Genomic DNA, 17,597 nt, shown 5'->3' with positions numbered 1-17,597 from the left:
CCGTTGCTTACTAGTTTTGGGGTGGGCGCAACATCCCCCAGATCGGCGGCCCGTCCGGCAGCGTGAAGCGGTCGGTGACGACGAAGCCGAACCTCTCGTAGAAGGGCACGTTCGACTCCTTGCTGCTCTCCAGGTAGACGGGCAGGCCGCCGCACCTTTCCAGGCCCGCGCGCATCAGCGCGCCGCCCGCGCCGCTGCCCCGCGACTCGGGTACGGTGCCGATCTGGGCCAGGTACCAGTAGGGGCCGGCGGGCTTGTGCCGGGCGAACGCCCCGCCACGGCGCCGCCCCCGTGGAGCGCCGTCTCGGTGATCGCGTGTGTGTGGCGGGCCAGCGTGGCGAACATGCCCGCGGCGCCGTGACCGCCGGGCAGCAGCCAGCCGATCACCGGATCGTCGTGGAACGCCCTGGCCAGCGCCTCGCCCATGGCGTCGAAGTCGTCCGACTCCCTGATCTCCACGCTCATCCCTCCGCGAACCACGAGCCGTGGAAGCCCGCCGGCACCCGCCGGGGCAGCCGTACCGACGCCACGTCGGACAGGTCGGCCGCGTCCAGCACCACCAGCTCGGACGACTCCCCGGAGGTGACGACCGACAGCAGCCACCCCTCGTCCTCGCCGGCGGCCCCCTCAGCCGGTACGAACACGGCCTCGCCGGTGTTGCCGCCGGTCTTCCTGACCTGGGCGGAGCCGTCGCGCTGGTCGTACTTGACGATGGCGTCGGACCCCACCGTGTAGAGGTAGCGGCTGTGCCGCCCGAGCAGGTCCTCGTTGAACGTGGGGAACTCCACGCCGCGGTCGTCCAGCGCCTCCTCCTTGGTCGTGCCGGAGACCGGGTCGAGGATCCAGCGGTGCAGGGCGGCGGCGCCGGCCGCGCCCGCGTGCCTGGCCGGGTCGACGCTGCCGCCGATGCCGCGCCAGAGGGAGAACCAGGCGTCGGGGGAGTAGCGGGCCGCGTTGAGCACGACGCGCCCGTGGTCGTCCTCCCAGGCGTTGCCGACGTGGAACACGTAGCAGGGATCGACGTCGAACCAGCGCGTCGGGCCGCCCGCCCTCGGGCTGAGGCCGATCCTGGCGCCGTAGCCGTCCTCCCAGGCGTACGGCATGCCCTCGCGGTTCAGGTCGAACACCATGGGCAGGTCGAGCCAGATCAGATGGTTCTCGGTGACGGCGAAGTCGTGCATCATCGTCGGGCCAGGCACCTCGATCTCCCTGCTCTCCACCAGCTCGCCGGCGGGCGAGAGCCGGTGGTAGGTGAGGAACGGCGGGAAGAAGCCGTAGCCGAAGAAGTGCAGCTCGTCGGTCAGCGGGTCCTGCTTGGGGTGGGCGGTCATCGCGGTGGTCAGCCGCCCGCCGAAGTCGTACGGGCCCACGGTGGCCAGTTCGGGCGTCACTTCGTGCGGCAGGCCGTTCTCCACGAGCGCCAGGATTCGCCCGGCGTGCCGGATGACGTGCGTGTTGGCGCTCACCGCGGTGAGATCGAGCCCGGTGTCGGAGACGAAGGGCGCGTTCTCCGTGAACTTCCTGGTACGCACCCACCGGTTGCGATACCACTCGGCGCGTCCATCGCGCAGCCGGACGCCGTGCAGCATGCCGTGGCCGCCGAACCAGTGACCGGGATCCTCGCCCGGCCGGGGATTGGGCCCGTTCCGGAAGTATCGCCCGGTCAGCTCGGCGGGAAGCGCACCCGTGATCTCCAGGTCGTGCGCCTCGATCTCGTCGGGAACGGGCGCCAGGTCGCCGCTGAGGTACGAAGGATCACTCATGAACGCTCCAATCTCGATATGTCAAAACTAGAACGTACATGAAAGACCTGTCAACAGTGGAATGTCGGGCCGAAGGAAAGCCCGGCCCTCGCGAGGCCGGGCCGGTCGGCTAGAAGAGGGTCGGGTTCTCCGGCTCGATGCCGCGCAGGGCGTCGTAGTCGAGCGTCACGCAGTCGATGCCGCGGTCGGTGGCCAGCACCCGCGCCTGCGGCTTGATCTCCTGAGCCGCGAACACGCCCCGCACCGGCGCGAGCAGCGGGTCGCGGTTGAGCAGCTCCAGGTAGCGGGTGAGCTGCTCGACGCCGTCGATCTCGCCGCGCCGCTTGATCTCGATCGCCACCGTCGCGCCCAGGGCGTCACGGCAGAGGATGTCGACCGGGCCGATGGCCGTCATGTACTCCCGGCGGATCAGCGAGTAGCCCTCGCCCAGCGTCGTGATGTGCTCGGCCAGCAACTCCTGGAGGTGGGCCTCCACGCCGTCCTTGATCAGGCCGGGGTCGACGCCCAGCTCGTGGCTGGAATCGTGGATGATCTCCTCCATCGTCAGGACCAGCTTCTCGCCGGTCTTGCCGTGGGTGACCGTCCAGGTCTCGCCGTTCTCCTTGAGCTTGCACGGCGGATTCATCCAGTTGAGCGGCTTGAAGGCGCGGTCGTCGGCGTGGATGCTCACGCTTCCGTCCGCCTTGATGAGAACGAGCCTCGGCGCCATCGGCAGATGCGCCGTGAGCCGTCCGATGTAATCCACGCTGCATCGCGCGATGACCAGCCGCATGACGTTCCACCTTAGCGGCTCTGGAAAACTGGTCGCATGGCGTTTGAAACGGTGGGAGTTGTCGGGCTCGGCACGATGGGTGCCGGGATCGCCGAGGTCTTCGCCCGAGCCGGGCTGCGGGTGATCGGCGTGGAGGCCGACGCCGAGGCCCTGGCCAGGGGGCGCGGGCACGTCGAGCGCTCCACGGCCAGGGCGGCCGACCGGGGCAAGCTGACGGCCGGGCAGCGCGCGGAGATCCTCGGACGCATCACGCTGACCACCTCGCGGGAGGACCTGCGCGAGGTCGATCTGGTGATCGAGGCCATCCCCGAGGTGCTCGACCACAAGGTGTCGCTGTTCCAGGACCTCGACCGCATCTGCAAGCCCGAGACCGTCCTCGCCACCAACACCTCCTCGCTGCCGGTCACCGCCGTCGCCGCCGCCACGGGCCGTCCCGGGCGGGTGATCGGCATGCACTTCTTCAACCCGGCGCCGGTGATGCGGCTGGTCGAGGTCGTGAGCACGGTGGTGACCGCGCCCGGGGTGACCGCCGAGATCTCCGAGCTGGCCGGCCGGCTGGGCAAGACGGCCGTCTCGGTGGGCGACCGGGCCGGGTTCGTGGTCAACCGGCTGCTCCTGCCCTACCTCAACCACGCCGCCGTCCTGCTGGAGCTGGGCATCGCCACGCGCGACGGCATCGACGACGCCATGCGGCTGGGCGTGGGGCTGCCGATGGGGCCGTTCGCGCTGCTCGACCTGATCGGGCTCGACACCGCGTACGAGGTGATGGAGGTGCTGTTCGACGAGACGCGCGACCGGCGCCACGCGCCCTCGCCGCTGCTGCGCGAGCTGGTCACCGCCGGGCTGCTCGGGCGCAAGAGCGGCCACGGTTTCTACGGGCCGCAGGAGCCGCCCAAGGAGCCGGAGAAGTCCACGGTCATCACGTTCGCGATCGACGGGCCCGACGTCCACGGGCTCGGTGAGCGGCTGCGAGCGGCCGGCTTCCGGCCGTCCGACGATCCCGACACCGTGCTGCACTGCACCGACCGTCCGGTGATCGAGCACGCCGTACGCCTGTCCGACCCCGCCCGGCTGGTCGGCCTGCACGTCGTCGGCGACAAGGTCGCCGAGCTGGCCGGCACCGCGCTCACCTCGCCCAGGGCCGCCAAGGCGGCCCGCGACCTGATGAGGGTCGCCGGGCTGACCCCCGTGTCCTGCAAGGACCGGGCCGGGTTCGTGACCGACGCCCTGCTCTTCCCCTACCTCAACGACGCCGTGCGCATGTACGACTCCGGCTACGCCTCCATGGCCGACATCGACGCCGCCATGCGGCTGGGCTGCGGCTACCCGGCCGGTCCGTTCGAGATGCTGGGCTACCTCGGGCTCGCCAAGGTCCGCGACGGACTGCGGGCCCTCTACGCCGAGTACCGCGAGCCCGCCTTCGCCCCCGCCCCCCTGCTCGACCAGCTCGTCACGGCCGGTGTGAGCGAGTTCCCCCGCTCATGAGCCCGCGCCGCGCCCGCAGGAGGGACGACTCCCGCCCACTCGGCTTCCCCACCGGCACCGACAAGGTGGAGGAGTGGCCGGACGGCGACTGGAAGGTCCGCATGCTCACGGGCGCGTCCTCGACCAAGACGTACCGGTGCCCCGGCTGCGACCAGGAGATCCTGGGCGGCAGGCCGCATCTGGTCGCCTGGCCCGACTGGCCGGGCGGCGACGAGGAACGCCGCCACTGGCACCCGACCTGCTGGCGCAAGAGACTCGACCGCGGCCCCGGCCGCAGCCGCTACTAGGAGGACCCCCGTGGAGATTCGCGCGGCCACCGTGCTGCCCGCCAGGCGTGAACCGATCGAGCTGCACACCGGCGACGGCCTCAGACTGGTCGGCGAGCTGGCCCAGCCCCTCGACCGGCCGCCCGTGGCGACCCTGGTGACGTTGCACCCGCTGCCCACCCACGGCGGTTTCATGGACAGCCACGTCTACAAGAAGGCCGCCAACCGGCTGCCCGCGCTCGCCGACCTCGCCGTGCTGCGCTTCAACACGCGCGGCACCGGCTCCGAGCGCGGCACCTCCGAGGGCACGTTCGACGGCGGCGAGGGCGAGCGGTTCGACGTGACGGCCGCGCTGGAGTACGCCGAGTACCACGACCTGCCGCGCGTGTGGGTGGTCGGCTGGTCCTTCGGCACCGAGCTGGCCCTGAAGTGGGCCCACGACCCCCTGGTCGAGGGCGCGATCCTGCTCTCGCCCCCGCTCCACAGGGCGACCGACGACGACCTCGACGCCTGGGCCGGGTTCGGACGGCCGCTGGTGGTGCTGGTGCCCGAGTTCGACGACTACCTGCGTCCCGAGGAGGCCCGCCGGCGCTTCGCCAGGGTGCCGCAGGCCGAGGTCATCGGCGTGGACGGCGCCAAACACCTGTGGGTGGGCGAGCCCTACGTGCGGATCGTGCTGAACGAGATCGTCCGGCGGGTCAACCCGGAGGCGTACCCGCTGCCGTCGGACATCTGACGGTCACCTCCAGCCCGCCCTCCGGCCGCGCGACGACCTCCAGCGTGCCCTGATGGGCCTGGACGACGGCGGCGACGATCGACAGGCCGAGCCCCAGCCCGTCGCCGACCGCCTTCCGGCCGCTGTCCAGCCGCTGGAAGGGCCGCAACAACGTCCCGACCCGGTCGGGCGGGATCACCGGGCCGCTGTTCGCGACGGTGAGCGTCGCCCGGCCGTCCCGCACGCCCGTGGCCACCGTGATCCACCCGTCCGATACGTTGTGCCGCGCCGCGTTGTCCAGCAGGTTCGCGACCAGGCGTTCGAGCAGGGCGCGGTCACCGGAGGCGGGCGCGGGCCGCAGCGCCGCCTCGATCCGTACCGCGGAATCCGGCCGCTGGTCGAGCGCCTGCCCGGCCACCTCGGCCAGGTCGAGCGGCCGGCGGTGCTCCAGGCCCTGCTGGCTCCTGGCCAGGGTGAGCAGCGCCTCGATGAGCCGTTCCTGGTGTCTGCCCGCCGCCAGCAGGCGGTCCAGGACGTGGCGCAGCGCGGCGGTGTCGGCGTCCGGGTCGGCCAGCGCGACCTCGGCCATCGCCCGTTGCAGGGTCAGCGGGGTACGCAGCTCGTGGGAGGCGTTGGCCACGAACCGCCGCTGCGCGGTGAAGGCGGCCTCCAGCCGGTCCAGCAGGTCGTCGAAGGTGTCGGCCAGCTCCTTGAGCTCGTCCTGCGGCCCGGACGCGGCCAGCCGCCGGTCGAGCCGGTCGGCGGTGATGCGCCGGACGGTCGCGGTCATGTCGTGCAGCGGCCGCAGCACCCGCCCGGCCGTCAACCGGCCCAGCAGGACCGAGGCGAACGCCATGACCACGAGGGCGATCATCGAGTTGACCAGCAGCCTGCGCAGCCCGGCCGCCTGCTGCTCGGCCAGGTACGCCACGTCCACCCGCGGCACGGTCACCTCCGGCCCGCCGGGTGCGACGGGGCCGACCGGCGCCACCGGGACGGGCGAGAACGCGACCAGCAGATAGATCAGCGCGACCAGCAACATGCCGGCGGCCAGGAACAGGCCGCTGTAGAGCAACGTCAGCCGCAGCCGTACGGTCCGCCGCACGCCGGGACACCTCCGCTCATATCCGGTATCCGGCCTGTGGGACGGTCTCGATCAGCGGCGGGTCGCCGAGCTTGCGGCGCAACCGGCTGACCGTCACCTTCACGGTCTGGGTGAACGGGTCGGCGAACTCGTCCCAACCGCGTTCGAGCAGCTGCTCGGCCGAGACCACCGCGCCCCTCGCCGACAGCAGCAGCTCCAGCACCGCGAACTCCTTCGGGCTGAGCATCAGCCGGTGCCCGTCCCGGGTGGCGACCCGCGTGGACGGGTCCAGCCGCAGCCCGCCGTGCACCAGTACCGGCGGCAGCGCCGGTCGCGTCCGCCTGGCCAGCGCCCTGATCCTGGCCACCAGCTCGGCGAACGCGAACGGCTTCGGCAGGTAGTCGTCGGCCCCGATGCCGAGCCCGCTCACCCGGTCGTCGATGGTCCCGGCGGCGGTGAGCATCAGCACCCGCGCCGGACGGTCCCCGGCGGCCAGCCGCCCGCACACCTCGTCGCCGTGCAGGCCGGGCAGGTCGCGGTCGAGCACGACCACGTCGTAGTCGTTGACGGAGGCGCGTTCGAGCCCGGTGTGCCCGTCCAGGGCCACGTCGACGGCCATGCCCTCGCGGCGCAGGCCCGCGGCCACGGTGTGGGCGAGCTCCTCGTGGTCTTCGACGATCAGCACCCTCATGGTGTGCCCAGCATGCCCACGGCGGGGTTACAGCGGGGTAACCGCGGGCGTTCCCGGGTGGTAACCAGGGGCCGGGTTCTCTGTGAGGGTCGGACGAAACGGAGGGAACATCATGAACGGTTCGACCATCAGGCGACTCGCGCTGGCCGCCCTGGTCTTCGCCACCGCCGCCGGGGCGGGCGGTGCGGCTGCCTCGAACGCGACGGCCGCGCCGGACGACGGCGGCAAGGCGTTCACGGACTGCATGCGCGCGCACGACCTGCCGGACTTCCCCGAGGTCACCGTCTCGGAGAGCGGGCTGATCAACCTCAGCATCGACGGCGAGCGCGTCGACGTGCTGTCGCAGAAGTACGGGGCGGCGGTCAAGGCCTGCGAGCCGCTGCTGCCCGCCGGGACGACGTTCCCCGCCGGGCCCCCGGCCCCGGCTGCCCCGAGCGCCCCGGCGCGGCCGGCCTAGCGCCCGGTCGGGATCAGGCATGGCGCAGGTCGAACGCGCTTTGTAGAATCTTGTTCGGTTCACGAGCGAGGAGGCACTGTGGGCGCGTTCGACCTCAACGGCAGAACGGCTCTGGTCACCGGGGCGTCGAAGGGCATCGGACGGGCCATCGCGCTCGCCTACGCCGCTGCGGGCGCCGACGTCGCCCTGGTCTCCAGGTCGGCCGGGACCCTGGCCGAGGTGGGCAAGGAGGTCGAGGCGCTGGGCCGGCGGGCCGTGGTGATCCCCGCCGACCTCACCGACCGCGAGGCCGCCGCCGCGGCCGTCGCCGCCTCGATCGACGGGCTCGGGCACCTCGACGTCGTCGTCAACAACGCCGGCGGCTCGAACTTCCTGGTCGAGTTCAAGGACCTGCGCCTGTCCGGGTGGGACAAGCTGATGCGGCTCAACCTCGACTCGGCCATGGCCGTCTGCCACGCCGTCGCGCCCCACCTGCTGGCCCGGGGCTCCGGGTCGGTGATCAACGTGGCCTCGGTGGCGGCGCGCGGCGCCCCGCTGCTGGCCCCGTACGCCGCGGCCAAGGCCGGGCTGGTGGCCCTGACGAAGACGCTCGCGGCCGAATGGGCCTCCGGAGGCGTACGGGTCAACGCCCTGTGCCCCGGCTGGACGGCCACCGACCTCAACCGCAACCTGTGGGAGGACGAGGCGGCCGGGGCCGCCACGGTCGCCGGTGTGCCCATGCGGCGGTGGGGCACGCCCGAGGAGATGGCCCAGCCGGCGGTGTTCCTGGCGGGGGAGGCGTCGGCGTACATGACCGGCCAGGTGCTGTTCGTCGACGGCGGGGCCACCGCGATCGGCTGAGCGCCGTCAGGCGGGGCCGACGATCGCTTGCACGGGCGATGTCCGGAAGTGGGCAGGCTTATCGCGGTATACCGGCATCGTCAATAAGTGAATGTGTCGGTGAACCGGGCTACCGTGTGGTCCGTGCAGCTCTACATGAGATCGGCCGGGACCGGGCTCCCGGTTGTGCTGCTTCACGCGTTCCCGTTGTCGTCGGCGATGTGGCTGGCCCAGCGCGAGGCACTGGCGACGGTCTGCCGGGTGGTGACCCCCGACCTGCGCGGGTTCGGCGGGTCCCGCCTGGGTGACGACGAGCCCTCCCTCGACCTGATGGCCGACGACGTCGCCAGGCTGCTCGACGAGGAAGGCATCGACCGGGCGGTGGTCGGCGGGCTGTCGATGGGCGGCTACGTGACCATGGCGTTCTGCCGCAGGCATCCCGACCGGGTGCTGGGCGTGATCCTGGCCGACACCAAGGCCAGCCCCGACCCGCCGCCGGCCAGGGACAACAGGGAGCGCATCGCGCAGGCCGTCCTCGACGGAGGGAGCGACGTGCTGGTCAGCGAGGTGCTGCCGACGCTCATCGGGCCCACGACCAAGGAACGCAGAGCCATGGTGTTCGGCCGCGTCAAGGGCCTGGTGCAGTCGGCTCCTCCGGGAGCCGTGGCCTGGGCCCAGCGCGCCATGGCCGCCCGCCCCGACTCCTTCGGCACGCTGAGCGAGCTGAAGGTGCCCCTGCTGATCGTCGTCGGCGAGGAGGACGAGTTGTCGCCGCCCGCGGACGCCGAGGCCATGGCGCGGGCCGCGCCCGAGGGCAGGCTGGAGATCATCCCCAAGGCCGGTCACCTGAGCGCGGTCGAGCAGCCGGAGGCGTTCAACGCGGCGGTGGCCGAGTTCCTCAGGACCGAGCTTGGCGGGGCAACACGATCTCCCGGATGATCAGCGCGATGGCGGCGGCCACCGGGATCGCCAGCAGCGCTCCGACGATGCCGAGCAGGGCGCCGCCGAACAGCGCGGCGATCACCGTGACGGCGGGCGTCACGTCCACCGAGCGCTTCATCACCCTGGGATAGATGAAGTAGTTCTCGATCTGCTGGTAGACCACGAAGAAGATCGCGCAGGCGATGCCGGCGGGCAGCGACTGCAGCAGCGCGACCCCCGTGACGAGCACCGCGCCGATCGTGGCGCCGACCAGCGGGATCAGGTCGGTCAGTGCCACGACGAGGGCGAGCGCCAGCGCGTACTGCACCCCCGCGATCGACAGGAAGATCCAGGTCAGTACACCCGCGATGACCGAGATGAGGACGTTGCCCGCGACGTAGCCGCCGATGCCGGTGAGGATCTGCTCGGTGATGGCCGACGTACGGGTGCGGCGCGAGGCCGGGACCAGCCTGAGCAGGTAGTCCTTGATCGTGTGCAGCGAGCCGAGGAAGTACAACATGAGCACCAGCAGCGTCACCGTGGTGAACACGCCGTTGAGCACCACCAGCCCCGCGCCCATGATGCCGCTGGCCAGCGCGGGCCCGAGCGTGCTGGTCACGAACGAGCGCAACTGCGCCAGCACGTGGTACTCGGCCTCGATCTGGCGGACCGTCGGATGGTTGCTCAGATCGGTGATGTAGCCGGGCACCGCCGCGATGAACTCCGACAACTGCTGGCTCACCGGCGGCACCACGGCCAGGCCGAACAACGTGAACGCCACGACGACCCCGGTGAACACGATCGAGATCGCCAGCCGCCTGGCCAGGCCGCGTCGTTGTAACGCCTCGACCGCCGGGTTGAGGCCCACGGCCAGGAACATCGCCACGACGATGAGGATGATCGTGCTGAGGGACTTCTCGATCATCTGCGCGAGCGCGATGGCGGTCAGCACACCCAGCCCGCCCACCAGCCCGAACAGGAACGGGCCGCGGGCGAGCGGTTTGCCGGGCAGCCCGTACGGCGTCGGCTCCTCGGCGGACGCGGCCGCCTTGGGCTCCTCGGCGGTCCTGGGCTCGGCTTCTGCGGACACGGAGGGCTCCTAGGGGGACGGAGGTGTCGGTGAAACAGAAAGAGAGCCTAGCGACCCCAAGGTCACCAGGCTCTCTCTCCAGCCGTGCTCCAACCCCCGTGTGCGGTGTCCGTCTAGCCCGCCGTCACTCCTGCCACCACTCCGCGTCGTCCTCGCTCTTGGCCTCGACCTTGGGAGCGGGCGTCGTGGGCGGCGCGGCCGGCTCGGCGGCCGGGGCGGCGATGGCCTGCTTGGCCGGGGCCGCGGCGACCGCGGGCTCCGGCTCCAGGCCCGGCAGGGCGGCGCCGCCGAGCAGCTGGCGCAGCTGGGCCAGGTGGCTGGTGATGCTGTCACGCTGCCTGGTCAGCTCGTCGACCTGGCGCTGCATCGTCGTACGGGTGCGCTCGGCGTCGTTCTTCGCCTCGGTGACGATCGTCTCGGCGCTGGACTTGGCCTCCGCCATGACCGTCTCGGAGCTCTTGCGGGCGTTCGCGACGAGCTGCTTGGCGTGCAGGTCGGCCTCGCGGCGGGTCTGCTCGGCCTGCTGGGTGGCCTTCGTGGCCCGCGACTCGGCCGTGGCCGCCCGCTGCTCGGCCTCGGCGACCATCTTCTGCGTGTTGGCCTGGGCGGTGGCGTGGCGCTCGGCCTCCTGGCGCTCGGCCTCCTCGCGGCGGGAGGCGAGCTGGATCTCGAACTCCGCCTCGTCCTGGGCCCGCTTGGCCTCCGACTCCTCCAGCACCCGCTGAGCCTGCGCGCGCATCTCGTCGGCCTGCCGCTTGGCGGTGGTCAGCACCTCGTCGCGCTCACGCTTGGTCGAGGCGCGCAGCTGCGCCACCTCGCGCTCGGTGGTGGTGCGGAGCTTGGCGATCTCGCGCTCGGCGTCGGCCCGCTTCTCCGCCACCTCGTGGTCGGCGGTGGCCCGCAGCTTGGCGGCCTCGCGCTCGGTGGTGTTGGTCAGCTCGTCGGCCTCGCGGCGGGCGGTGGACCGGATCTCCTCGGCGTCCCGCTCGGCGGTGGAGCGCATGTCGTCGCTCTCCCGCGTGGCCTGGGCCCGCTTCTCGGCGGCCTCGGCCTCGGCGGCGGCCCGCAGGTCGGCGGCCTCGACCTTGGCGGCCGCCTTGATCTCGTTGGCCTCGGTCCTGGCGGCCTGCACGAGCTCGGTGGCCTGCTCCTCGGCCAGGCGCAGCAACTGTTCGATGCGGGCGCCCAGACCCGAGTACGTGGGACGCTCCTGCTCCTGCAACTGGCGCTGGGAGTCGGACAGATCGCGCTGCAGGTTGGTGACCTGCTCCCTCGACTGGCGTAGTTCCAGGTCGAGCTGCTTGAGGTGGTCGTGTACCTGATGCCGGTCGTAGCCCCGGAGCACGACGTCGAACTCGCGTGCCGGGGCGTCCTCGAAGAAGTTGTTGAGCTGGGCGTCGATGTCGGACTGCATGGAGGCTCGATCCTGGGTTGTCGAGACGGCTACACGGGCCGGACGGGGGGTTCGGGGCATCCGAGCCAGGAGCCTGTGCCTCGCGGCAGGCTCCCTGTCCGGTGGGAAGCCAGCGTACTCCGCTGGTGCCACCTTCGGGCCCCGTCCAGCTTTCTGCGTGACTAGTTACTTATGAACGATATTTCCGTTTGCTAGCGCGGGGCTGCTTGGACCAACTCGGTGAGCATTCCTCCCACATCTTTGGGATGCAGGAACGCGATCTGCGACCCCATGGAACCGTGGCGTGGACGTTCGTCGAGAACCCGCACGCCCCTCTCGTTGATCTTAGTCATGGCCTCGGTGACGTCGGAAACCCCAAATGCCACATGGTGGACACCTTCGCCCCGCTTAGCGAGGAATTTTCCCACAGGTGAGTCCTCGGAGAGCGGTTCCAGAAGCTGAATGTAGGAGCCCCCGCCTTCGCCGTCCGCGATGTGCAACATCGCCTCCTTGACGCCCTGCGCCTCGTTGACCTCCCGCGCCACGACGGTCAGCTCGAATGTCTCGGAGAAGAACGCGATCTTCTCCTCCAGGTCGCGGCAGGCGATCCCGATGTGATCGATGCGCATGAACATTGTGTGGCCTACCTCCATAGCGGGCGAGCTCCTACTCGTGGGTATGGTGTCAAAGAACCCCTCGTGAGCACAGGAGGCCGCCGCCAATGTCCAGTTCCGTCATCGTCGCCGGAGCTCGTACCCCCATCGGCAAACTGCTCGGCGCCCTGTCCGGGCTGCCCGCCGTCGAGCTGGGGGGCATCGCCATCAAGGCCGCCCTGGAACGTGCCGGAGTGGCCCCGGAGGCCGTCGAGTACGTGATCATGGGCCAGGTCCTCCAGGCCGGCGCGGGGCAGATCCCCTCCCGCCAGGCCGCGGTCAAGGCCGGCATCCCGATGACCGTGCCCTCGCTGACCGTCAACAAGGTCTGCCTGTCGGGCCTCGACGCCATCGCCCTGGCCGACCAGCTCATCCGCGCGGGTGAGTTCGACATCGTGGTCGCGGGCGGCATGGAGTCGATGACCAACGCCCCCCACCTGCTGCCCGGCCTGCGCAAGGGCGTCAAGTACGGCAACTCCGGCGTGGTCGACTCCATGGCCCACGACGGCCTGTTCTGCGCGTTCGACCAGTGCGCGATGGGGGAGTCGACCGAGCGGCACAACACCAGGCTCGGCATCGGCCGCGAGGAGCAGGACGCCCTGTCGGCCCGTTCCCACCAGCTCGCCGCCGCCGCGACCAAGAACGGCGTCTTCGAGGAGGAGATCGTCCCGGTCGAGATCCCGCAGCGCCGCGGCGAGCCGGTGATCGTCCGGGAGGACGAGGGCATCCGCGCGGACACCACGGCCGAGGCCCTGGCCAAGCTGCGCCCGGCCTTCGCCGCCGACGGGACCATCACGGCCGGCTCGGCCTCCCAGATCTCCGACGGCGCGTGCGCCGTGGTCGTCATGTCCAAGGCCAAGGCCGAGGAGCTCGGGCTGCCGTGGCTGGCCGAGATCGGGCGGCACGGCAACGTGGCCGGGCCCGACGCATCCCTTCAGTCGCAGCCGGCCAACGCCATCAAGCACGCCCTGTCCAAGCAGGGGCTGACCGCCGACGACCTCGACCTGGTCGAGATCAACGAGGCCTTCGCGAGCGTCGTGCTGCAGTCGGCCAAGGAGCTCGGGGTGCCGCTGGACAAGGTGAACGTCAACGGCGGCGGCATCGCCCTGGGGCACCCGATCGGGGTGTCGGGGGCGCGCATCGTGCTGACGCTGGCGTACGAGCTGAAGCGGCGCGGCGGCGGACTGGGCGCGGCCGGCCTGTGCGGCGGCGGCGGCCAAGGGGACGCGCTCATCATCCGCGTCCCCTGACCCGTTCCGCCGGTCGGCTACCTCGTCACCGGGTGCTCGGCGTGCCGATCACCCGGTCTGACGAGTTCGCAGACGCCGTTGGAGCATGAGCGGCGCATTCGTCCCATCGAGATGATCTCCACCAGCGCCATCACCCAGCACGCCGGGCAGCCGCGGAGCGCGAGTGCGCCGACGATGACGAGCACCAGGCTGACCGGGCCGACCAGCGGGATGAGGGCCACCGCGGCGATCAGCGAGCCGAAGCCCACCGTGCCGCGGACCAGGTGGCGGGCCAGCGACACGCCCGCGTACGAGTCAGTCATGGAGAGCTCCTCCGGTCAGCAGGCCGTGCACGGCCGCACGGGCGCGGTGCAGGCGGGACTTCATCGCCGGGACGCTCAGCCCGAGGGCCGCGGCGACCGTACGGCCGCTGAGACCCTGGACGTCCCGCATGATGAGCACCTTGCGCTGGTCGGCGGGCAGCGCCGCGATGGCGGCGGCCACCCGCGCGGTCTCCAGGCGCTCGAACACCTCCTCCTCGGCCGACAACGCGGCGGCCGAGGAGTGCACGGCCGGGTGGGGACGCAGCATCAGGCGGGCCCGCCTGATGCATTCGTTGCGGATGATCCGGAACATCCACGAGGCGAGCGCCCCGGACGCGCGCAGGGTGCCGATCTTGCGATACAGCACGATCAGGGCTTCCTGGGCGGCGTCCTCGGCGTCCTCCGGAGTGGCGCACAGCGTGTGGGCGAAGCGCCGTACGTGCGGATGGGCGCCCGACACCAGCGCGGCGATCGAGTCGGCGTCACCGGCGCGGGCCGCGTCGATCAGCCGCTCGTCGGACCACGCGCGCCCGGTCACGTCGCCCGACAGCGGCCGGGCGACGCCGGGCCAGTGCAGGTCAGTCACGTCCCCGCCTCCTCCTGCGCAGCACGACCATGCATGTGCAGATCAGTACGGCGGCCACCCCGGCCGCGATCGCTACCACCACGATGTTCTCCCATTGTCTCGTCGGTACGACGGTCATGAGAGGCGGCGGCCCCCGGAAAGGATTCAGGAGGTCCTGGTGAAGTCGGCGATCCAGTTGGTCTCCCAGGTCGTCCCGCCGTCGGGGGAGAAACGTTGTTCCCAGCGGCACGACCCTTCGGTGATGTCCGACCAGATGTACGCGACCTTGATGGGCCGGCCGTCGTACACGTCGTCGCAGGTGAACTCGCCGCGCCCGGTGGCGTCGAAGCGGCCGACGACGGGCGGCAGGGACATGCCGGTGGCGCTGCCGGCCCAGTAGAGCGCCCATTCGTCGGCGGCCTTGTCGTACAGGCGTAACGTCACGCCGGCGGCGCCCTCGCTGGGGAAGGTGACCTCGTCGATGTTGCCGGCGCCGTCCAGGACGCTCCAGCACCTGGTGTGGCCGGTGAACTCGTACCATTCGTCGCTGCCGGCGAGCACCTTGCGCAGCCGGCGCTGTCGTGAGGTCCAGGTGCCGACGAAGAAGTCGAAGTTGTTGTCCATGGCCGGACCGTATGCGGCCATCCCTGACATCTTCCGTCAGTGTCCCGGCGGGTGAACGCGCGACACCCCGGTCCCACCAGGAACGGGACCGGGGTGTCGCTCACGCTGCGCTCGTGCCGGCCAGGAATCCGGCGACGGGCGCGCCCCCTAAGGGGGCATCTCAGCCCGGCCGCGAGGGAGGCTGCGGCCGGGCTGCTTGTGGGGCGTCATGAAGCCAGGAACTTGGCGAAGACCGAGCGGTGGCGACGCTCGGAACGCTGTCCCTTCAGTGCCTCCCGTACGCGCCGCTGCTCGGCGGCGGCCTGACGGAGTTCGGCGGCGTGGTGCTGCATGACGGAGTATTCGAGTTCGGCGTTCATCCGAGTTCTCCTGCTGTTCGTGTTCCTTGTTCCCTGCACTTTTAAGACTCCTCCTAAGGCCCCTCCCGGCACATCGGGCGGATGTCCTATCTGGCGGGGTTCTGGCAGGTAGGGAGGTACTTAGGAGGGCACCCCCATGCCCTAAGGACGCCCGGGGATACCTAGGCGGGAACACGAACGGCCCCTTCCACCAGGGGCGGCGGGGGTCAGGGCTCGTCGGTGAACTTCACGCTCACCTTGGTGAACCCCAGCGACTTGAGCATGCCCGTCAGCATGGACCTGGTGTTGGCGTCGGCCCGCGCGCGCAGGTCGCTCGCGACCGCCGCCTCGGTGATCTTCTTCTCCGCCAGCAGGTAGAGCTCGCGCTGGTCGCCCGGCGAGCCCGACAGGAAGTCCTGGACGCGGTCGAGCAGGCCGCGCTGCTGGGCGAACACGTACGAGCGGCGGTTGTCCAGGTTGGGCTTCTCCAACTGGGCGCGCGGGAGGCGGACGGTGGCCTCGGTGCGGTCCGCGTTGACGGTCACCGCGCCGGCCGCCATGGCCGAGAAGTCCACGTACGCGTCGACGCCGCCGGCGCCCACGAACAGCGTCCGGGTGCCCTTGACGGCGTCGGGCAGGAAGTTGGCGTCCTTCTCCAGATCGACGACGACCTGGAAGTTGCCCGTCGCGGCCTCGAACCGGCTGAGGTCCTTGATGGACTGCAACAGCACCGGCCCACTGCGGTCGACGGTCTGCTCACCGAGCGGGTTGAGCCAGGTCCAGGCCAGCCGGCCGCCCACCACGAGCAGAACCGCCAGGACCAGGAACCCCGCCGCGTATCGCCACCTGCGGCGCCGCCGGGGAGCCACGTCCGGCGGCGTCGTCTGGGAAGTCGTCATGGGTGCATGACTACCCGCTCGTCGATCATCATTGCCAGCCATAGGGTGACAACTTCGTCCTCGGCTTTGCCCGCAGCTTCGTTCCCGGCTTCGTCCTCAGCCGGACGCGCCGGAGGTGCCCGCCGTGCCGGGATCGGGGTAGACCGGGTAGACGTGGCTGCTCTCCGGGGTGGGCCGGGCGGGGGACGTCATCGCCGGCATGCCGGCCGGGCCGCCGCCGAAGTGGGTGCTGGACAGGCGGCAGGCCTGGAAGTCGCTGTAGAACATGCGCAGCCACTCCCTGCGCTGGTGCTCGTCGAGCCCGGAGAACCAGGACGCGGCGTACTGGTGCTCGGGCAGCGGCCCGCCGGGCAGGGGCTCGCCGCGCAGCCAGGCCATCACGATCTCCCGGTAGCCGTCGGCCGGCGTGCCGGGGCAGCGGGCGGCCAGCGCGTCGATGTACTCGTACGCCGCCTCCTCGGCGAACCCGGCCGACAGGTCGGGCACGTGGATCGGCGCGAGGCCGTTGGAGGGCTTCAGCGGCTCGTCGAGCGGCCGCTGCTCCACCCGCGTGAACGCCGCCGGGGTGCCGGCCAGCCGCGAGGCGATCTGCGTGAACACCGCGCCCAGCTCGGTCTGCCCGGCCCGCATCCCGGGGTGCAGGCACACGGTGATCGGCCACTCCTGGCAGGCGTAGGCGATGTCCTCGGCCGCGGCCGGCTTGGGGTGGGCCAGCATCCGCGACACGCCCATGCCCGCCGCCAGCACGGCCAGCAGCGCGCACGCCAGCACCAGGGCCTGCCTGGTCACCAGCGCCGCCCAGCCGAGCAGCAGCGCGCAGGTGATGCCGAGCAGCCAGATCGTCTGGTCGAAGAACGGCGCCCCGCCCAGCCCCTGGAACAGGTCGTACGGCTCGCCCGTGCCCGGCGCCAGCCTGTCGGCCAGCCCCCGGTCGTCGGCCAGCCACGAGAAGGCGCCGTAGCAGGCCAGCCCGGCGATCGGCGGCGTGAGCGCCTTGGGCACGACCCAGCCGGCCACCCACCCGATCACGGCGTAGAGCGCCAGGCCGGCCATGCCCATGCCCAGCCCGGACAGGCTCAGCCGCCCCGCCTGGTCGGTGAGCACGGTCTTGACCGCCAGCACCAGCACCGTCGCGCCGAACGAGCCCAGCACCACCACCACGATCGCCAGCGGCGCCTTGAGCGCCCGCCACGTCGTGAGCGGACGCCCGCGCAGGGCCCGCCGCTTGCGCAGCGCCACCCACGCGGCGAACGCGGCCGCCACGGGCCCGGTCATCCGCAGCGAGCCGATGACCGCGGCCAGGATGTTCTCCCACGCGTCGACGCCAGGTATCAGGACGTTCCACGCCGCGACCAGGCCGAGAGCGAGCAGGACCGCCACTGTCACGGCCGCGCTGTGCTTCAGCTCCTCGCGTGAAACGCCCGCGTGCTCACGCACGCCTTATCCCGTTGCAGTTCACCAAGCACCCCCCGTGCCCCTGGCGAGGCGGAAGAATGCAAGCCCAGACCCG

22 protein-coding genes are annotated in these 17,597 nt (G+C 71.3%); 7 read left to right on the top strand and 15 right to left on the bottom strand.

Annotated features, from left to right (window positions below; genetic code table 11):
* Window positions 1–10: 10 nt before the first annotated feature.
* From IEZ27_RS54065 to nucS, 4 genes are all read right to left on the bottom strand, one after another.
* Window positions 11–223 (bottom strand): GNAT family N-acetyltransferase, encoded by a 213-nt coding sequence (locus IEZ27_RS54065; RefSeq protein ID WP_229824243.1) that lies wholly within the window; start codon window positions 221–223, stop codon window positions 11–13.
* Window positions 175–465, bottom strand: coding sequence for a hypothetical protein (locus tag IEZ27_RS54060; RefSeq protein ID WP_229824205.1), 291 nt, complete (start codon window positions 463–465; stop codon window positions 175–177). The genes IEZ27_RS54065 and IEZ27_RS54060 overlap by 49 nt, the downstream gene beginning before the upstream one ends.
* Complete coding sequence (locus IEZ27_RS21860; protein WP_189648923.1) at window positions 462–1,763, bottom strand: carotenoid oxygenase family protein; 1,302 nt, start codon at window positions 1,761–1,763, stop codon at window positions 462–464. The genes IEZ27_RS54060 and IEZ27_RS21860 overlap by 4 nt, the downstream gene beginning before the upstream one ends.
* Before the next feature lie 109 nt (window positions 1,764–1,872).
* Window positions 1,873–2,535 (bottom strand): endonuclease NucS, encoded by a 663-nt coding sequence (gene nucS, locus IEZ27_RS21855; protein WP_125631639.1) that lies wholly within the window; start codon window positions 2,533–2,535, stop codon window positions 1,873–1,875.
* A 36-nt stretch (window positions 2,536–2,571) separates the two neighbouring features.
* Here nucS and IEZ27_RS21850 point away from each other — a divergent pair, with 36 nt between their 5' ends.
* From IEZ27_RS21850 to IEZ27_RS21840, 3 genes are read left to right on the top strand one after another with little or no spacing between them, the layout of a single operon-like run.
* Window positions 2,572–4,020: a 3-hydroxyacyl-CoA dehydrogenase family protein gene (locus IEZ27_RS21850; RefSeq protein WP_189648922.1), complete on the top strand. Its 1,449-nt coding sequence runs from the start codon at window positions 2,572–2,574 to the stop codon at window positions 4,018–4,020.
* Window positions 4,017–4,307 (top strand): ATP/GTP-binding protein, encoded by a 291-nt coding sequence (locus IEZ27_RS21845; RefSeq protein WP_125631635.1) that lies wholly within the window; start codon window positions 4,017–4,019, stop codon window positions 4,305–4,307. Before IEZ27_RS21850 ends, IEZ27_RS21845 begins: the two co-directional genes overlap by 4 nt.
* Before the next feature lie 10 nt (window positions 4,308–4,317).
* Complete coding sequence (locus tag IEZ27_RS21840) at window positions 4,318–5,022, top strand: alpha/beta hydrolase (protein WP_189648921.1); 705 nt, start codon at window positions 4,318–4,320, stop codon at window positions 5,020–5,022.
* On the opposite strand, the gene IEZ27_RS21835 is transcribed toward IEZ27_RS21840, so the two are convergent.
* Both IEZ27_RS21835 and IEZ27_RS21830 read right to left on the bottom strand, forming a co-directional pair.
* Window positions 4,985–6,106 carry a sensor histidine kinase gene (locus IEZ27_RS21835; RefSeq protein ID WP_229824204.1) on the bottom strand — a complete coding sequence of 374 codons (1,122 nt, stop codon included), beginning with the start codon at window positions 6,104–6,106 and terminating at the stop codon, window positions 4,985–4,987. The genes IEZ27_RS21840 and IEZ27_RS21835 overlap by 38 nt on opposite strands.
* Before the next feature lie 16 nt (window positions 6,107–6,122).
* Window positions 6,123–6,776 carry a response regulator transcription factor gene (locus IEZ27_RS21830; RefSeq protein ID WP_189648920.1) on the bottom strand — a complete coding sequence of 218 codons (654 nt, stop codon included), beginning with the start codon at window positions 6,774–6,776 and terminating at the stop codon, window positions 6,123–6,125.
* A gap of 112 nt (window positions 6,777–6,888) precedes the next feature.
* Between IEZ27_RS21830 and IEZ27_RS21825 the strand changes: the two genes are divergently transcribed.
* The 3 genes from IEZ27_RS21825 to IEZ27_RS21815 all read left to right on the top strand — a co-directional run bounded on the left by IEZ27_RS21825 (window position 6,889) and on the right by IEZ27_RS21815 (window position 8,991).
* Entirely contained in the window at window positions 6,889–7,233 is a 345-nt protein-coding gene (locus tag IEZ27_RS21825) for a hypothetical protein (RefSeq protein WP_189648919.1), read from the top strand.
* 78 nt (window positions 7,234–7,311) lie between these two features.
* Window positions 7,312–8,073: an SDR family NAD(P)-dependent oxidoreductase gene (locus IEZ27_RS21820; protein WP_189648918.1), complete on the top strand. Its 762-nt coding sequence runs from the start codon at window positions 7,312–7,314 to the stop codon at window positions 8,071–8,073.
* A gap of 123 nt (window positions 8,074–8,196) precedes the next feature.
* Complete coding sequence (locus IEZ27_RS21815) at window positions 8,197–8,991, top strand: alpha/beta fold hydrolase (RefSeq protein ID WP_229824203.1); 795 nt, start codon at window positions 8,197–8,199, stop codon at window positions 8,989–8,991.
* Here IEZ27_RS21815 and IEZ27_RS21810 read toward each other — a convergent pair.
* The 3 genes from IEZ27_RS21810 to mce form a co-directional block, all read right to left on the bottom strand.
* Window positions 8,951–10,063 (bottom strand): AI-2E family transporter, encoded by a 1,113-nt coding sequence (locus IEZ27_RS21810; RefSeq protein WP_189648917.1) that lies wholly within the window; start codon window positions 10,061–10,063, stop codon window positions 8,951–8,953. The two genes, IEZ27_RS21815 and IEZ27_RS21810, sit on opposite strands and share 41 nt — an antisense overlap.
* A 124-nt stretch (window positions 10,064–10,187) precedes the next feature.
* Entirely contained in the window at window positions 10,188–11,477 is a 1,290-nt protein-coding gene (locus IEZ27_RS21805; RefSeq protein ID WP_189648916.1) for a DivIVA domain-containing protein, read from the bottom strand.
* 191 nt (window positions 11,478–11,668) lie between these two features.
* Window positions 11,669–12,091, bottom strand: a complete 423-nt coding sequence (gene mce / locus IEZ27_RS21800; RefSeq protein WP_125631621.1) for a methylmalonyl-CoA epimerase — start codon at window positions 12,089–12,091, stop codon at window positions 11,669–11,671.
* An 86-nt stretch (window positions 12,092–12,177) separates the two neighbouring features.
* On the opposite strand from mce, the gene IEZ27_RS21795 reads away from it, so the two are divergent.
* Window positions 12,178–13,359 carry an acetyl-CoA C-acetyltransferase gene (locus IEZ27_RS21795; RefSeq protein WP_125631619.1) on the top strand — a complete coding sequence of 394 codons (1,182 nt, stop codon included), beginning with the start codon at window positions 12,178–12,180 and terminating at the stop codon, window positions 13,357–13,359.
* A 17-nt stretch (window positions 13,360–13,376) separates the two neighbouring features.
* On the opposite strand, the gene IEZ27_RS21790 is transcribed toward IEZ27_RS21795, so the two are convergent.
* The 6 genes from IEZ27_RS21790 to IEZ27_RS21765 form a co-directional block, all read right to left on the bottom strand.
* The gene (locus tag IEZ27_RS21790; RefSeq protein WP_189648915.1) at window positions 13,377–13,661 is read right to left on the bottom strand and encodes a hypothetical protein; all 285 of its coding nucleotides are present in this window, start codon (window positions 13,659–13,661) and stop codon (window positions 13,377–13,379) included.
* Window positions 13,654–14,247 (bottom strand): RNA polymerase sigma factor, encoded by a 594-nt coding sequence (locus IEZ27_RS21785; RefSeq protein ID WP_229824202.1) that lies wholly within the window; start codon window positions 14,245–14,247, stop codon window positions 13,654–13,656. The genes IEZ27_RS21790 and IEZ27_RS21785 overlap by 8 nt, the downstream gene beginning before the upstream one ends.
* Before the next feature lie 144 nt (window positions 14,248–14,391).
* Complete coding sequence (locus IEZ27_RS21780) at window positions 14,392–14,850, bottom strand: hypothetical protein (protein ID WP_189649081.1); 459 nt, start codon at window positions 14,848–14,850, stop codon at window positions 14,392–14,394.
* 206 nt (window positions 14,851–15,056) lie between these two features.
* The gene (locus IEZ27_RS21775) at window positions 15,057–15,209 is read right to left on the bottom strand and encodes a hypothetical protein (protein WP_189648914.1); all 153 of its coding nucleotides are present in this window, start codon (window positions 15,207–15,209) and stop codon (window positions 15,057–15,059) included.
* A gap of 206 nt (window positions 15,210–15,415) precedes the next feature.
* On the bottom strand, window positions 15,416–16,087 hold the full coding sequence (locus tag IEZ27_RS21770) for a DUF4230 domain-containing protein (protein ID WP_189648913.1): 672 nt from the start codon (window positions 16,085–16,087) through the stop codon (window positions 15,416–15,418).
* A 96-nt stretch (window positions 16,088–16,183) separates the two neighbouring features.
* The gene (locus IEZ27_RS21765; RefSeq protein ID WP_189648912.1) at window positions 16,184–17,524 is read right to left on the bottom strand and encodes a hypothetical protein; all 1,341 of its coding nucleotides are present in this window, start codon (window positions 17,522–17,524) and stop codon (window positions 16,184–16,186) included.
* Window positions 17,525–17,597: the final 73 nt, after the last annotated feature.

It is taken from the genome of Nonomuraea spiralis (genome assembly GCF_014648435.1).
GTDB classification, from domain to species: domain Bacteria; phylum Actinomycetota; class Actinomycetes; order Streptosporangiales; family Streptosporangiaceae; genus Nonomuraea; species Nonomuraea spiralis.
This window is presented reverse-complemented; position numbering and strand designations above follow the sequence as displayed.

Excerpts from the sequence above, each read along its gene's own strand:
- IEZ27_RS54060 (WP_229824205.1), bottom strand. The coding sequence starts at position 465 with ATGAGCGTGGAGATCAGGGAGTCGGACGACTTCGACGCCATGGGCGAG.
- IEZ27_RS21860 (WP_189648923.1), bottom strand. The coding sequence starts at position 1,763 with ATGAGTGATCCTTCGTACCTCAGCGGCGACCTGGCGCCCGTTCCCGAC.
- nucS (WP_125631639.1), bottom strand. The coding sequence starts at position 2,535 with ATGCGGCTGGTCATCGCGCGATGCAGCGTGGATTACATCGGACGGCTC.
- IEZ27_RS21850 (WP_189648922.1), top strand. The coding sequence starts at position 2,572 with ATGGCGTTTGAAACGGTGGGAGTTGTCGGGCTCGGCACGATGGGTGCC.
- IEZ27_RS21845 (WP_125631635.1), top strand. The coding sequence starts at position 4,017 with ATGAGCCCGCGCCGCGCCCGCAGGAGGGACGACTCCCGCCCACTCGGC.
- IEZ27_RS21830 (WP_189648920.1), bottom strand. The coding sequence starts at position 6,776 with ATGAGGGTGCTGATCGTCGAAGACCACGAGGAGCTCGCCCACACCGTG.
- IEZ27_RS21825 (WP_189648919.1), top strand. The coding sequence starts at position 6,889 with ATGAACGGTTCGACCATCAGGCGACTCGCGCTGGCCGCCCTGGTCTTC.
- IEZ27_RS21805 (WP_189648916.1), bottom strand. The coding sequence starts at position 11,477 with ATGCAGTCCGACATCGACGCCCAGCTCAACAACTTCTTCGAGGACGCC.
- mce (WP_125631621.1), bottom strand. The coding sequence starts at position 12,091 with ATGTTCATGCGCATCGATCACATCGGGATCGCCTGCCGCGACCTGGAG.
- IEZ27_RS21795 (WP_125631619.1), top strand. The coding sequence starts at position 12,178 with ATGTCCAGTTCCGTCATCGTCGCCGGAGCTCGTACCCCCATCGGCAAA.
- IEZ27_RS21790 (WP_189648915.1), bottom strand. The coding sequence starts at position 13,661 with ATGACTGACTCGTACGCGGGCGTGTCGCTGGCCCGCCACCTGGTCCGC.
- IEZ27_RS21780 (WP_189649081.1), bottom strand. The coding sequence starts at position 14,850 with ATGGACAACAACTTCGACTTCTTCGTCGGCACCTGGACCTCACGACAG.
- IEZ27_RS21775 (WP_189648914.1), bottom strand. The coding sequence starts at position 15,209 with ATGAACGCCGAACTCGAATACTCCGTCATGCAGCACCACGCCGCCGAA.
- IEZ27_RS21770 (WP_189648913.1), bottom strand. The coding sequence starts at position 16,087 with ATGACGACTTCCCAGACGACGCCGCCGGACGTGGCTCCCCGGCGGCGC.